Raw genomic sequence first — 14,798 nt, forward strand, 5'->3', positions numbered from 1 at the left:
TCGTGACCACGGGGACCGCGGCCGGGTTCTCACGCGAACGTGCGTCACAGGGCGAAGATCACGCAACTCTGGTCACATTGGCCTCGGTCACATGGATCGTGACTTGCTGACCCCAGCCTACATGGCCTCGTAGTTCGGACCGCCGCCGCCCTCCGGGGGAACCCAGGTGATGTTGCCGTTGGGGTCCTTCACGTCGCAGGTTTTGCAGTGAACGCAGTTCTGGGCATTGATCTGGAAGCGCGGGCCCGAACCTTCCTCGATCCACTCATAGACGCCGGCCGGGCAATAGCGATTCGAGGGACCGGCAAACACGTCGTGCTCGGAGGTCTTCTGGAGGTTCATGTCCGTGACCTTGAGATGGACCGGCTGGTCCTCCTCATGATTGGTATTGGACAGGAACACCGACGAGAGCTTGTCGAAGGAAATCTTGCCGTCCGGCTTCGGGTAGGTTCTCGGCGCGTGGGTCTTGGCCGGATCGAGCGTCGCGCGATCGGGCTTCGCGTGCGACTGGGTGCCAAATAGCGAGCCGCCGAACAGCGTGTTGCACCACATGTCGAAGATGCCGAGCCCGGCGCCGATGAAGGTGCCGAACTTCGACAACAACGGCTTGGCATTGCGGACAGGATAGAGGTCCTTACCGACGACGGAATCGCGCCAACCGTTCTCGTATTCGACCAGCTCATCATTGGCGCGGCCCGCAGCGAGAGCCACGTTAACATGTTCGGCCGCGAGCATGCCGGTGCCCATGGCATTGTGCACGCCCTTGATCCGGGGCACGTTGACGAAGCCGGCCGCGCAGCCGATTAGCGCACCGCCCGGGAAGCTCAGCCGCGGCACCGACTGGTACCCGCCTTCGGTGATGGCGCGCGCGCCGTAAGCCAGCCGCTTGCCGCCTTCAAGCGTCGCGCGGACGGCCGGATGGTTCTTGACGCGCTGGAATTCGTCGAATGGCGACAAATAGGGGTCGTTGTAGTTGAGATGAACGACGAAACCGATCGACACCAGGTTCTCGTCATAATGGTAGAAGAACAGGCCGCCGCCGGTGTTGTTGTTCAAGGGCCAGCCAACCGCGTGCTGCACGAGGCCCTTCTGATGCTTGGCCGGATCGATCTGCCAGACTTCCTTGAGCCCGATGCCAAATTTCGGCGGCTCACTTTTGGTGTCGAGCGCGTATTTCGAGATCAGCTGCTTGGTCAGGCTGCCGCGCGCACCTTCGGCGAACAGCGTGTACTTGCCGAGCAATTCCATGCCACGGGTAAAGGAGTCCTTCGGCTTGCCGTCCCGGCCGATCCCCATGTCGCCGGTGGCGATGCCGCGCACCGCGCCATTGTCGTCATAGAGCACTTCGGCCGCGGCAAAACCGGGATAGATCTCGACGCCTAGCGCTTCCGCTTTGCGCGCCAGCCAGCGGCAGACATTGCCGAGCGAGCCGATATAGCAGTGATGATTGTCCATCAGCGGCGGCATGATGAAGTTCGGCAGCTTGATCGCGCTGGTCTCGGTGAACCAGAAGAAGCGGTCGTCCTTGACCTGCGTCTTGAGCGGACAATCGGAATCCTCGCGCCAGTCCGGGATCAGCTTGTCGAGCCCGGCCGGATCGATCACGGCGCCGGAGAGAATATGCGCACCGACCTCGGAGCCCTTCTCCACCACCACGACATTGAGATCGGCATTGATCTGCTTCAGCCGGATCGCCGCAGCCAGGCCCGAGGGACCGGCGCCGACGATGACGACGTCGAATTCCATGGATTCGCGCGGGGGAAGTTCTTCGGTGCTCATCTGATCTCAGCCCTTGAGACGGTCCTTGGTCGATTGCGCCCTCTTGTTTCCGATTTTTCCGGGTAGGACAACCTCGGAAATGCGTTTCGCCGGGGTGCAAGGCGCCCCAAACTGGACTAATAGTCAGACTTTCCGATGATCCCAGAACCCGCACCCACGGTCCGAGAGCTGCTCGCCTTCTATCTGGAGGCCGGAGTCGATTGCACGCTCGCGGAGGAACCGATCGACCGCCTGGCGGAATTGGATGTTCCACCTCCGGCCCCGCGCGCGCCACCTCCAGTCGAGGCCCCACGGCCGGTCGCCGCGCCCGCGGTGATGCGCGGCGAGGCGGCACCTGCGCCCGACATCGCGATCGCCTCGGCGCGCGAGGCCGCACGCACCGCGCCAAGCTTGGAGGCGCTGCGCGAGCTGATGCAGAGCTTTGACGGCTGCGCGCTGAAGCACACGGCGACACGTTTGGTTTTCGCCGACGGCAATCCGCAGGCACGCATCATGTTCGTCGGCGAGGCACCGGGCCGCGACGAGGACATCGAGGGGCTGCCCTTCGTCGGGCGCAGCGGCAAGCTGCTCGATTTGATGATAGGAGCCATAGGCCTCAACCGCACCACGGCCTACATCGCCAACGTGATTCCCTGGCGGCCGCCCGGCAACCGCACGCCGACGCCGCAGGAGACGCAAATCTGCCTGCCGTTCATCCAGCGCCAGATCGAGCTGGTGAATCCGGAGGTGCTGGTGACACTCGGCAATCCCTCGACGCAGACGCTGCTGTCGACCCGCGAAGGCATCATGCGTACCCGCGGCCGCTGGTTCGACTACGAGACGGGCGGGCGCACCATTCGCGCGCTGCCGACCTTCCATCCCGCCTATCTGTTGCGCTCGCCGTCGTACAAGCGGCTGGCCTGGCAGGATCTGCGCGCGATCGCGAAGGTGCTGGCGGAGGCGTGAGGGGCGGCTGTGGATTGCTTCGTCGCAAGGGCTCCTCGCAATGACCACCGAAAGAGCGAGCAACTAAGTCCCCTTCGGCCGCACGATGGCCCAGCCGATGCGCAGGAGTTGCTGGCGTCCGGTCACCAGCCATTCGAAGGCGCGCGGGACTTCCGGCACGATGCCGGGAAAGCGCGCGAGGATGTCCGGCGGCGGCGTGCCGGCGGTATCGGAAGCGCGCCAGACCACGACGCCGCCGGTCTCGCTGAATTTGGCCTGATTGATCCAGGGTGTACGCGCGGGCTCGGCATCGATGAAGAGATGCGGCCGGCCGGAATGCAGCGTGATCAAGCTCGCAAGCTGGGTCTCGCCGGCGACCGCGCGCAGGCGATGATTGGTGCGGCGGGCAAAGCTCTCGTCGAAGAAGTCCGAAATCGCGCGGGCCGGCATCGAGGTCGCGATCTCGTTGGCACCGGTCCACGGCAGCAGCAGGACGGCGAGCACGACGCCGATTGCGGGCGCCACGACGGCAGCCGCCCAGACCATCCGCAGCATCCTCGCGCGGCGCATCGCGATGAGATCGCCGGCCCCCACGACCACGGCAAGCCCCGACAACACCAGCACGACGCCGGCGCCGCCGACGACGGCGTCGAGGCCCAGCAGGCCGGAGATCAGCACCGCGCCGAGCGCCGGCGCCAGCGCGAAGAAATAGACGAAATTACGTGCGAGCGGCTCGACCGGCGGGCGGTAGATGATCGGCGCCTCCTCGCTCTTGGGCACGAACAGGCCGGTGTTGAGGACGGTCAGCGCCGGGATCGCCGCCGCACCGAGCAGGAGCCCCCCGAGCAGCCAGGCCGCGTGCAGCGCACGGGCATTGAGCTGGGCGACCTCAGGCAGGGCCGGCAGGACGAGCGCCTCGGCGCGCGTCAGCCAGACGGCATAGGGCAATGCCAGCACGGCGACGACCACCAGCGCAAACAGCGGGTCGAAGGCACGCAACGTGCGGCGGCCGTCCGCGGTTGCGAGCGCGAAGACGACGATCAGCAGCAGCAGGAAGATCGCAGCCGGCGTCGTCAACAGCAAGAGGCCGGCCTCGATCGACCAGGCAAACCAGGCGTTGCCGCGGCGCTGTCCGATGATCTGCCAGGAATGCAGCAGCAGCAGCGCCCAGAGCGGTCGCGCCAGCACCAGAGGGCCGAAGTCGAGTGTGGGCGAGGAGAAGGCCAGCAGCGTCATGGTCAGCAGCACGGCCAGCACTGCCTGCTGGGGGCCGACCACCGCGCGGGACAGATGATAGAGCGTGATCAACGTCGCGATCCCGCAGAGCTCGGCCAGCACGTAGACACCGAACAGGTGGCCGCCGGCAGCGCGATAGGCGATGTCGGCGAGCCAGACCGGCAAGGGCGGCCCGAGATCGGTGCCGACCTGGTATTCGCGGCCGAAGGCCAGCAGGGTCGCGAGACTGCCGGGCGGGCTGCGATAAAACACCAGCGCCACGAACAGCCACATCGCGGCCTGGAGCAGCACGGCGATCCAGACGATCAGCCGCGGCCGCGCGCGAATGAGCTCGATGACCAGGGAGGTAAACCGCATGCAACGTCCGAAAGATGCAGCCAACCCGTGAAGCCGGCCCTATTCGCTCACGACTGTTTTGATAAAGGGCGTGACGCGTCGTGGCAACTGAGTCTCGTCTAGAGATTTGCCGACGCGTCGACTTCCAGGCTCGCGTCCACCTGCAGCTCGATCTCGGTCACCGCAAACAGATCCTGCGCCGGCTCGACCGTCCAGGGCATGTGCTTGGCGCGTGCGGCGGCGACGGGGGCGAAGAAGCTGCGGTGGTGGACGGTGGGACCGAGGCGGTTGAGCGCGTCGAGGTGCTCGGGCACGGCGTAGCCCTTATGCTGCTCGAAACCGTAGCCGGGACAGTCCTGCGCCAACGCGCACATCAGGCGGTCCCGCGTTACCTTGGCGATGATCGAGGCCGCTGCGATCGACAGGACGATGCCGTCGCCGCCGATCACGGCCTCGCAATCGCATTCCGTGTCGAGCCGGTCGCGGCCGTCGACGAAGACGTGCCGCGGCTGCTGGGGCAGCGCCACCACGGCGCGCTTCAGCGCCCACAGCGAGGCGCGCAGGATGTTGTCGCGGTCGATGCGGGAGCGCGAGGCGACGGCCACCGAGACCTGGGCGGTCGCGCAGATCTTGCCGAACAGCCTTTCGCGCTCCTCGGCCGTCAGGCGCTTGGAATCGTCGATGCCGCGCGGGATGCGGTCGGGATCGAGAATCACCGCCGCCGCCACCACCGGACCGGCCAGTGGCCCGCGGCCCGCCTCATCGCAGCCCGCTACCGGCCAAACGCCGCGCTTGATCAGCGCGCGCTCACGGCGGAAGCTTGGGGCAACGATGATGGCGCTCTTTGTGCCGGCCAGCGCCTTGGCGATTTTTTTGGGCGCAGCTTTCTTGTTCTCAGGCGCAGCCTTCTCGCTCTTAGGCGCAGCCTTTTTGGGCGCGCCTTTGGCCGGCTTCTTTGCGGATTGATCCCGAATCATGGCCGGGATCGTGCGCAAGCGGCATGGCCTGCGCAATCGGGAACCTCGAACAATTCCCGTTATTCAAGCCAGCCGCCCTATTCCGCCAGATGCACCCGCCGGTCCTCGCCGACGTCGATGCCGGGCGCGACCACGACCTCCCAGGGATGGCCGTCAGGATCGGCGAAATAGCCGGAATAGCCGCCGTAGTCGGTCTCATGTGCTGCCTTCAGCAACGCGGCTCCCTTGCTGACGGCGAAGACCAGCACCGCATCCACCTCCTCACGCGCGCGGCAATTCCAGGCGAGCGTCATGCCGCGGAACGTCGATGGCCTCGGATGATCAGGCAATTTGGCGTCGACCGCGAGTTGATCCCAGGGAAACAACGCGAGCACCGGACCGCCGGTGTCATAGAACGCAACGGTCTCGCCGGTTACCTTGAGCCGGCGCGAGAAACCGAGCGCGTCGTAAAAGGCAATGCTGGCGCGGATGTCGTTCACGCCCAGCGTGATGACGGTCAGCCGCGGGATAGGAGCTGGCGGTTCCTTACTCATAGACGCCTCTCTCACTTCGTCCCTCAGAACAGGCTGAGCTGATCGCCGTTCCGCTTCGGCTTGGCAAAATGATCCGTCGTCAGCTTGGCGCGCCGTTTGTTCAGCCCGAGCCTGTCGCAAGCGATCTCGAAGCGGCGGCCGATGGTCCAGGCCATCGGGCCGGTGCCCTTCATGCGCTCGCCCCATTTCGCATCGTAGTCACGGCCGCCGCGCATGTCGCGGATCAGCGTGAAGACGTGGCGATACCGGTCCGGATAGTTCGCCATCAGCCATTCCCGAAAGAGATCGCGCACCTCGAGCGGCAACCGCAGCAACACGTAGGAGGCCTCCTTGACGCCGGCATGGGCGGCGGCATCCAGGATGCGCTCGATCTCGGAATCGTTCAGCGCGGGGATCACGGGCGCGACCATGACGGTGGTCGGAATGCCAGCCTCGGAAAGCTGCTTCAGTGCCTCCAGCCGCTTCGGCGGCGTGGACGCCCGCGGCTCCATGGTGCGCGCTAGTTTCGGATCGAGCGAGGTCACGGAGATCCCGACCTTGGCGAGGTTGCGTTTGGCCATTCGCGCGAGAATGTCGATGTCGCGCACGACCAGCGCCGACTTGGTGACGATCCCGACGGGATGGCCGGCGCGCTCCAGCACCTCCAGAATGCCGCGCATGATTTTGCGCTCGCGCTCGATCGGCTGATAGGGATCGGTGTTGGTGCCGATCGCGATCATCCGCGGCTCGTAGCCCGGCGCCGCAAGCTCCTTCTCGAGCAACGCCGGCGCCTCGGGCTTCACGAACAGCTTCGACTCAAAGTCGAGCCCCGGCGACAGGCCAAGATAGGCATGCGTCGGCCGCGCGAAGCAATAGACGCAGCCGTGCTCGCAACCGCGGTAGGGATTGATCGAACGATCGAAGCCGATGTCGGGAGATTCGTTGCGGGTGATCACCTTGCGCGAGGTGTCGATCCCGACCGTGGTCTTGAACGGGGGCAGTTCTTCAAGGCTCTGCCAGCCATCGTCGAATGCGACGCGCGCCTCGGCCTCAAACCGGCCGCTGGCGTTGGACTGCGCGCCCCGGCCTCGCCTGCGCTGGCGGTCGATGGCGACCGCCAGCTCAGGGAAGTCAGAAGGCGCACCCGCCGGCTCGGAGGGCGCCGTGACCGGCGGGTGCTTGAGAGCATGAGAGGATGCTGGACTCATGAAGCCAAGATAGCATGTCAAAGGAACAAATCAAGAACACAAACAAAAAACGTGAAAACAACCCCATGCACAGTCGAGCTGCCCAAATTTCGGGCGGGGGTTTTTGACTTCACGCAACACCAGCGTGACCACGATTCCGTTTGATCACGGGAGGGATCGATCGTCGCGGAACATGGTTGATGACGATCGTTGGGTGAAGGTCGGCAAGAACATGACAAATCAACAACAATTGGCCGCAGCGAGCAGCAACCTCGATCTGCTCGACCGCTATTGGCGCGCCGCGAACTATCTCTCCGTTGGGCAAATCTATCTCCTCGACAATCCGCTGCTGCGCGAGCCCTTACGGCCCGAGCACATCAAGCCGCGTTTGCTCGGCCATTGGGGCACGACGCCCGGTTTGAACTTCATTTATGCCCATCTCAACCGCGTCATCCGCGCGCTGGACCTGAACGTGATCTATGTCTGCGGTCCCGGGCACGGCGGCCCCGGCATGGTCGCCAACACCTATCTCGAAGGCAGCTACAGCGAGCTCTATCCCGATATCGCGCGCGATACCGCGGGGTTGCGCAAGCTGTTCAGGCAATTCTCCTTCCCCGGCGGCATCCCGAGTCACGCGGCGCCGGAAACGCCGGGCTCGATCCACGAAGGCGGTGAGCTCGGTTACGCGCTGGTGCATGCCTATGGCGCGGCCTTCGACAATCCCGACCTGATCGTCGCCTGTGTCGTCGGTGACGGCGAGGCCGAGACCGGCCCGCTCGCCGCGTCCTGGCACTCCAACAAATTCCTCAATCCTGCGCATGACGGCGCGGTGCTGCCGATCCTGCATCTCAACGGTTACAAGATTGCCAATCCGACCGTGCTCGGCCGGATGCGCGACGACGAGATCCGCGATCTCTTCCGCGGGCTCGGCCACGAGCCGCTGTTCGTCGAGGGCGACGATCCCAAATTGATGCACCGGGCCATGGCAGACGCGCTCGACGTCGCGCTCGTCAGCATCCGGTCGATCCAGCAGCACGCCCGCGACGGCCGCAAGAGCGTCGAACGTCCGCGCTGGCCGATGATCGTGCTGCGCAGCCCGAAGGGCTGGACCGGCCCCAAGGAAGTCGACGGCAAGAAGGTGGAGGGCTTTTGGCGGGCGCATCAGGTGCCCGTCGCGAACTGTCGCGAGAACCCAGCGCATCTGAAGATTCTCGAAGACTGGATGCGCAGCTACGAGCCGGAAAAGCTGTTCGACGCGAACGGCGCGCTCATTGCCGAGCTCCAGGCGCTCGCGCCCGAAGGCAATCGCCGCATGGGCGCCAATCCGCACGCCAATGGCGGCCTTCTGAAGAAGGAGCTGAAGCTGCCGGACTTCCGCAGTTTCGCCGTCGAAGTAGCGCAGCCGGGCGGCGTCGTGGCGGAGGCAACCCGCGAGCTCGGGAAATTCCTGCGCGACGTCATCCGCCTCAACACCGAGGCCCGCAACTTCCGCATCATGGGCCCGGACGAGACTGCGTCGAACCGGCTCGATGCGGTGTTCGAGGCCACCGAACGCGTCTGGATGGAGCCGACAAAACCTTACGACGTGCATCTCGCCCAGGACGGACGCGTGATGGAAGTCCTGAGCGAGCATCTCTGCCAGGGCTGGTTAGAGGGTTACCTGCTCACGGGCCGGCACGGCTTCTTCTCCTGCTACGAGGCGTTCATCCACATCGTGGATTCCATGTTCAACCAGCACGCCAAATGGCTGAAGGTGACCCGGCATCTGCCGTGGCGGCGACCGATCGCCTCGCTCAACTATCTGCTCACCTCGCATGTCTGGCGTCAGGACCACAACGGCTTCAGCCATCAGGATCCCGGTTTCGTCGATCTCGTCGCCAACAAGAAGGCCGACATCGTCCGCATCTACTTCCCGCCGGATGCCAACACGCTGCTGTGGATCGCCGATCACTGCCTGCGCACCTATGACCGCATCAACGTCATCGTCGCCGGCAAGCAGCCGGCGCCGCAATGGCTGTCGATGCAGGAGGCAGCCACGCATTGCGCCGCCGGCATCGGCATCTGGAGCTGGGCCGGCACGGAAGATGCGAATGGCGAGCCCGGTGTCGTGATGGCCTGCGCCGGCGACGTGCCGACACTGGAAACGCTCGCTGCCGTCGACCTGCTGCGCAAGGCGCTGCCCGAGCTGAAGATCCGCGTCGTCAACGTCGTCGACCTCATGACGCTGCAACCCAGGGAGCAGCACCCGCACGGCTTGTCCGACCGCGACTTCGACGGCCTGTTCACGCGCGACAAGCCGGTGATCTTCGCCTATCACGGCTATCCTTATCTGATCCACCGGTTGACCTATAACCGCACCAACCACGCCGGCATGCACGTCCGCGGCTTTGCCGAGGAAGGCACCACGACGACGCCGTTCGACATGGTCGTGCTCAACGAGCTCGACCGCTATCACCTCGCGATCGAGGCGATCGAGCGCGTGCCGGGGCTCGCGACCAGGGCGGCGCAGGTGAAGCAGCAATTCCGCGACAAGCTGATCGAGCATTCGCGCTATGTGCGCGAACACGGCGAGGACATGCCGGAAATCGAGGAATGGGTCTGGCAGAACAGCGCCGGCGGCAACACGCCGGCAGAGGCAGGCGACTGAGGAGAGCCATGTCGAACACGGTTCTCGTTCTCAACTCGGGATCGTCGAGCATCAAATTCGGCCTGTTCGATATCTCGGCGGCCGAGCCCGCCCTGCTCTGCAAGGGCCTGCTTGACGAGCACGAGACGAAGCCGCGGCTCGTCGTGAAGAGTCCCGCGGGCGAAGACCTGTTCGAGAAACGGAGGGAAGCATCGGATGCGGCCAGCGATCATCTGTTCGCCGACGTGCTCGGCTTCATCGAGGATCGTTTCGGCGACCATCGCTTGCGCGCCGTCGGCCATCGCGTCGTCCATGGCGGTCCGGACTATTCCGCTCCGGTCGAGCTGACGGAGGATGTCACCGCAAAGCTGCAAGCGCTGACGCCGCTGGCGCCCCTGCACCAGCCGCGCTGCCTGGCTCCGGTCCGCACTATCACGGCGATCAGGCCCGACCTGACGCAGATCGCCTGCTTCGATACCGCTTTCCACCACGGCATTGCGCCGCCCGCCAGCCGCTTCGCCATTCCGCGACGTTATGAAGAGCGCGGCATCCGGCGCTACGGATTTCATGGCCTCTCGTTCGAATATGTCGCGGGACGGCTCGCCCGAATCGCGCCGCAGCTCGTGGCGAAGCGCACTGTGATCGCGCATCTCGGCAACGGCGCGAGCCTGTGCGGCTTGCGCGACGGCCGCAGCATCGACACCACGATGGGACTGACGCCGCTCGACGGGCTGGTGATGGGCACGCGCTGCGGCAGGCTCGACCCGGGCGTGCTGCTCTATCTGCAACAGCACGAGAAGATGTCGGTCGAAGATGTCCAGCACCTACTCTACCACGAATCGGGCCTGCTCGGCGTCTCCGGCATCGCGTCGGATATGCGCATGCTGCTTGCGAGCCGCGAAGCTGCGGCGCGGGAGGCGGTCGAGCTCTTCACCTTCCGCGCCGCGCAGGAGGTGGCGGCGATGGCGACAACGCTTGCAGGGCTAGACTGCCTGGTCTTCACCGGCGGCATCGGCGAGCATGCCAGCGAAATCCGCAGCGCGATCGGTGAGCGTCTCGACTGGCTCGGCGTGCGCATCGATGCCGCTGCGAATGATGCGGCGCGCGAGCGCATCAACGATGGCGATAGCGCAGTCGATGTCTTCGTCATTCCAACGAATGAGGAACTGATGATCGCACGACATTGTGCGGCGGTGCTGCGAACAGCGAGTTGACCGGCGTTCATTCGAAGCCCTCGTCAGCAGCGTGGTTGCACGTTTTCCCGTCCTCGCGCTCGTCCGCTATCGCATCCTCCTCTTGCATGATTGCGAACGGCCGGCGCGCCGCGCAATATTGCGGCTCACCTCCGGATTAATACGGACAGGACAGGCTGGGGCGACACATTCGGCAATATCGCCGCCCCGTACGGGACATATTTGGATGCGAGGGCTGCAGCGGTTTACCATCGTCTGCCGAGGCGCGGCCGGAAAGTTGCACTCGGCAGCGCCATGTTTTATGACGCCCTCATAATGAGCTACGCTTCTCCCGAAGTGTGGACAGTGAAGCTTCCATCATGCTGAGCGTCATCATTCCGACCGAAGGCGTCGAGCAGACGGCCGTCGCAACTCTGGCCGCGCTGGTACCCGGTGCCGCCGCAGGCGTCATCCGGGAAGTGCTCCTGGTCGACGGCACCCGCAATGGCGTCATCGAGCGCGTTGCCGACGTCGCGGGCTGCCGTTTCATCGGCTTCGAAGGATCCACTCAAGGCGCCGCGCTCGCCGCCGGCGCACTCCAGGCCCGTTCGTCCTGGCTGATGTTCCTGCCCGCGGGCGCCGTGCTGGAAACCGGCTGGATCGAGGAAACCACCCAGTTCATCCAGTCCGTCTCGACCAGCGGCCGGGATCGTGCGGCCGTCTTCCGCTATGCGCGCTCGCCCTACGCCGATGCCGGCTTCCGCCACATCCTCCGGGCCCTGATGCGCAAGCTCGTCGGTCCCTTCGGCGATCAGGGACTTTTGATCGCGCGTGATCACTACGACCGCATTGGCGGCTACCCGCCCCAAGCCCGCCACTCCGAGGCACGGCTGCTCCGGCGGCTCGGCCGCTCGTCGCGGATCATGCTGCGCAGCCGGATCGTCATGGTCGGCTGAGGCACCTCGATACTTGCCAAGGTCAAATAATTATTTGACAATGGCAAATATCGGAGGTGACCCTTGTCGTTCAATCCTACCGACGACCACATCGCAGCGGTCCGCGCCTTCAACCGCTTCTACACCCGCAAGCTTGGCGTGCTCGACCAGCACCTTGGCAAGAGCCCGTTCTCGCTCAGCGAGGCCCGCGTGCTCTACGAGCTCGCGCAACGGGACGACCTTGCCGCCAAGGAGATCGGCAACGAGCTTGGCCTCGACCCCGGCTATCTCAGCCGGATCGTGCAAAGCTTCGACGAAAAGGGCCTGATCACCCGCAGGGCCCTGCCCGCGGATCGCAGGCAATACCAGCTCAGCCTCACCGCCAAGGGGCGCCAGGCCTTTGCCAAGCTGAACCTGGGCTCGCAAAATGAGGTCGCCGCAATGCTGGCTCAGCTTTCGACCAGCGATGCAACGCGGCTCACGCAGGCTATGGCGACCATCGAGGCCGTGCTGGAGCATCGAAGCCACCCCGCGGCTTTCATGCTGCGCAGCCATCGCGTCGGCGACATGGGCTGGGTCATCTCCCGGCAGGCCGCCGCCTATGCGGCCGACTACAACTGGGATATCAGCTACGAGGCCCTGGTCGCCGAGATCTGCGCACAGTTCATCAAGAACTATGACGCCGCCCGCGAGCACTGCTGGATTGCGGAAGTGGGCGGAGAGCCGGTCGGCTCTATCTTTCTGGTCAAGGCCACGGACCAGATCGCCAAGCTGCGCCTGTTGCAGGTGGAAAAGAAAGCGCGGGGACTCGGTGTCGGCCGCGCGCTGGTCGACCAATGCATCCAGGGTGCGCGCGAGAGGGGCTACAGCAAGATGACGCTGTGGACGCAAAGCATCCTGGTCGCCGCGCGTGGCATCTATCAAAGCGCAGGCTTCAAGCTCGTGAAGAGCGAGCCGCATCACAGCTTCGGGCAGGATCTGATTGGGGAAACGTGGGAGCGGGATCTGTAGAACTCTCGCAACGAGCGAGAGGCGCATGTATGCGCCCTCGCCCCTTGTGGGAGAGGGCAGCGATGCTGCCAGACGCACACTCACTAGGGCGAGGGGTATGTCTCCGAGCACTCCGTGCCGATAGATACCCAAGCTTCGCTTCGGCATTCTTTAAGGACGGGCGGCCGAAGGCGGCCTATGCCACCTTTCCCGCATCCGCCTTCGCTAAAGCTTCGGCCGACATGAGCGGAGAAGAAATGTCCAACTACACCGTCGCGCCCCGGGCCTTCGGCCGGCGCAGGTGCTCGTCCAGCCGCGGCATGATCTCGACGAAATTGCAGGGGCGCGTGCGGTAGTCGAGCTGGGCTTTGAGGATGCCGTCCCAGCCGTCGCGGCAGGCACCGGGCGAACCTGGGAGGCAGAAGATGTAGGTTGCGCCCGCGACGCCGGCCGTGGCGCGGCTCTGGATCGTCGACGTTCCGATCTTGGCGTGGCTCAGCATGTGGAATGAGATCGAGAAACCGTCCATGCGCTTCTCGAACAAGGGCTCGATCGCCTCCGGCGTGACGTCGCGCCCGGTGAAACCGGTGCCGCCGGTGGTGATGACGACGTCGACACCTGCGTCCGCAATCCAGCGGCGGATGACGGTGCGGATCGCCTCGACGTCATCGGTGACGATCTCGCGCGCGGCGAGATGATGGCCGGCAGCGGTGAGACGGTCGGCCAGGGTCTGGCCGGATTTATCATCCGCCAGCGCGCGCGTGTCCGACACGGTGAGCACCGCGATGTTGAGCGGGACGAACTGTTTTGTTTCGTCGATGGAGGTCATTGCAACGCACCTTCTTCACAGACCACAGACGTCATCCTGAGGTGCGCGCTCTTGCGCCCTCGAAGGATGGGCCACGGGCTCGCCATCCTTCGAGGCTCGCCAATTGGCGAGCACCTCAGGATGACGGATAACCCCTACTGTCCGCCCCCAAACGTGTTGCAGGCCTGGACGGTGCCCTGCTGGTAGCCGGTCATGAACCATTGTTTGCGTTGCGCCGCCGAGCCGTGGGTGAAGGAATCGGGCACGACGCGGCCTGTGGACTGGCGCTGCAGCGTGTCGTCGCCGATCGCGCTCGCCGTGGTGAGTGCGGCGTCGATGTCGCCCGGCTCCAGGAAGTTCGGCCGCTTCTTCGCCTCGCGATTGACCCAGACACCGGACAGGCAGTCGGCCTGCAATTCGACCTTCACCTGCAGCGCATTGGCCTCCGCCTTGCTGCCGGCCTGCTGCTGCAACCGCGTCACTCGCGGAATGATGCCGAGCAGGTTCTGGATGTGATGGCCGGCCTCATGGGCGATGATGTAGGCGGTGGTGAAGTTACAGGCCGACTTGCCGGAGCAGCCGCGAAAACGTGTCTCGACCTCGCGGAAGAAACCGGTGTCGAGAAAGATGGTTCTGTCGGGCGGACAATAGAACGGTCCCATCGCCGCCTCCGCCCGGCCGCAGCGCCCGCCATTGGTGACGTTGCGGAACAGCACGACCTTTGGACCGGTAAAGGACTGGCCGGAGGCCTGGAAGATCTCGCTCCAGCGATCGTCGATCTCGCCGAGGATGCCGGAGATCATGCTGCCCATCTCGTCGGTCGGCGCGCCGCGCTTGGCGTTGGACGACGATTGGCGATCGGTCTGGTAGGACGGCGCCTGGCCGCCGCCGGTGAGTATCTCGGCGCCGCCGATCAGGATGCGCGGATCGATGCCGAAGGCGTAGCCGACCAGGCCGAGCACGATGATGGTACCGATCCCCAGCCCGCCGCCGCCCATGGGGAGGCCGAACCCGCCTCCTCCACCGCCGCCGCCACCATCGTCGCGACGATCCTCGATGTCGTCGCTGCGGCGGAAATCATCGTAGCGCATGGCGGCTTCCCTCGGTCCTAGCTCAATTCGGCGCGAAAGCGCGAAAGCTCAACGCGCCACATACGTTTCCGTTGCGTTAATCAATATCCCGCTCGGCAATTATTGCCTAGTGCGACAGCATGGCAATGCCAGCAATTTTTTCCGGGCATCGAGCAATTTTTTCCGAGAGGAATTTTGAGTCTTTTTGCGCTCCGATCACAGCCGCAACGCGAAGAAACGCGAAAT

At 64.8% G+C, this 14,798-nt stretch carries 12 protein-coding genes; 5 read left to right on the forward strand and 7 right to left on the reverse strand.

What is annotated here, in order from left to right; genetic code table 11:
• Positions 1–117 precede the first annotated feature (117 nt).
• The gene (locus BcanWU425_RS29865; protein ID WP_018454907.1) at positions 118–1,779 is read right to left on the reverse strand and encodes an electron transfer flavoprotein-ubiquinone oxidoreductase; all 1,662 of its coding nucleotides are present in this window, start codon (positions 1,777–1,779) and stop codon (positions 118–120) included.
• Positions 1,780–1,914: 135 nt separating this feature from the next.
• Here BcanWU425_RS29865 and BcanWU425_RS29870 point away from each other — a divergent pair, with 135 nt between their 5' ends.
• Positions 1,915–2,724 (forward strand): uracil-DNA glycosylase, encoded by an 810-nt coding sequence (locus BcanWU425_RS29870; RefSeq protein WP_018454908.1) that lies wholly within the window; start codon positions 1,915–1,917, stop codon positions 2,722–2,724.
• A gap of 63 nt (positions 2,725–2,787) precedes the next feature.
• Here the strand turns inward: BcanWU425_RS29870 and BcanWU425_RS29875 are convergent, their stop codons facing one another.
• The 4 genes from BcanWU425_RS29875 to BcanWU425_RS29890 all read right to left on the reverse strand — a co-directional run bounded on the left by BcanWU425_RS29875 (position 2,788) and on the right by BcanWU425_RS29890 (position 6,972).
• Positions 2,788–4,296 carry a glycosyltransferase family 39 protein gene (locus tag BcanWU425_RS29875; RefSeq protein WP_018454909.1) on the reverse strand — a complete coding sequence of 503 codons (1,509 nt, stop codon included), beginning with the start codon at positions 4,294–4,296 and terminating at the stop codon, positions 2,788–2,790.
• A 98-nt stretch (positions 4,297–4,394) separates the two neighbouring features.
• On the reverse strand, positions 4,395–5,252 hold the full coding sequence (locus tag BcanWU425_RS29880) for a ribonuclease HII (protein WP_204513850.1): 858 nt from the start codon (positions 5,250–5,252) through the stop codon (positions 4,395–4,397).
• Between the two features lie 77 nt (positions 5,253–5,329).
• Positions 5,330–5,785 (reverse strand): VOC family protein, encoded by a 456-nt coding sequence (locus BcanWU425_RS29885; RefSeq protein ID WP_018454911.1) that lies wholly within the window; start codon positions 5,783–5,785, stop codon positions 5,330–5,332.
• 23 nt (positions 5,786–5,808) lie between these two features.
• Positions 5,809–6,972 (reverse strand): PA0069 family radical SAM protein, encoded by a 1,164-nt coding sequence (locus tag BcanWU425_RS29890; RefSeq protein ID WP_018454912.1) that lies wholly within the window; start codon positions 6,970–6,972, stop codon positions 5,809–5,811.
• Positions 6,973–7,183: 211 nt separating this feature from the next.
• Here BcanWU425_RS29890 and BcanWU425_RS29895 point away from each other — a divergent pair, with 211 nt between their 5' ends.
• From BcanWU425_RS29895 to BcanWU425_RS29910, 4 genes are all read left to right on the forward strand, one after another.
• Positions 7,184–9,598, forward strand: coding sequence for a phosphoketolase family protein (locus BcanWU425_RS29895; protein ID WP_204514106.1), 2,415 nt, complete (start codon positions 7,184–7,186; stop codon positions 9,596–9,598).
• An 8-nt stretch (positions 9,599–9,606) separates the two neighbouring features.
• Entirely contained in the window at positions 9,607–10,791 is a 1,185-nt protein-coding gene (locus BcanWU425_RS29900; RefSeq protein ID WP_018454914.1) for an acetate/propionate family kinase, read from the forward strand.
• Positions 10,792–11,129: 338 nt separating this feature from the next.
• Positions 11,130–11,705, forward strand: coding sequence for a glycosyl transferase (locus tag BcanWU425_RS29905; RefSeq protein ID WP_204513849.1), 576 nt, complete (start codon positions 11,130–11,132; stop codon positions 11,703–11,705).
• A gap of 63 nt (positions 11,706–11,768) precedes the next feature.
• Entirely contained in the window at positions 11,769–12,695 is a 927-nt protein-coding gene (locus tag BcanWU425_RS29910; protein ID WP_085352622.1) for a bifunctional helix-turn-helix transcriptional regulator/GNAT family N-acetyltransferase, read from the forward strand.
• Positions 12,696–12,939: 244 nt separating this feature from the next.
• Here BcanWU425_RS29910 and moaB read toward each other — a convergent pair whose 3' ends face one another.
• The gene (moaB, locus tag BcanWU425_RS29915; protein ID WP_204513848.1) at positions 12,940–13,503 is read right to left on the reverse strand and encodes a molybdenum cofactor biosynthesis protein B; all 564 of its coding nucleotides are present in this window, start codon (positions 13,501–13,503) and stop codon (positions 12,940–12,942) included.
• Between the two features lie 134 nt (positions 13,504–13,637).
• The gene (gene ypfJ, locus BcanWU425_RS29920) at positions 13,638–14,573 is read right to left on the reverse strand and encodes a KPN_02809 family neutral zinc metallopeptidase (protein ID WP_204513847.1); all 936 of its coding nucleotides are present in this window, start codon (positions 14,571–14,573) and stop codon (positions 13,638–13,640) included.
• Positions 14,574–14,798: the final 225 nt, after the last annotated feature.

Source organism: Bradyrhizobium sp. WU425, from assembly GCF_021052305.1.
In the GTDB taxonomy this organism is placed as follows: domain Bacteria; phylum Pseudomonadota; class Alphaproteobacteria; order Rhizobiales; family Xanthobacteraceae; genus Bradyrhizobium; species Bradyrhizobium canariense_D.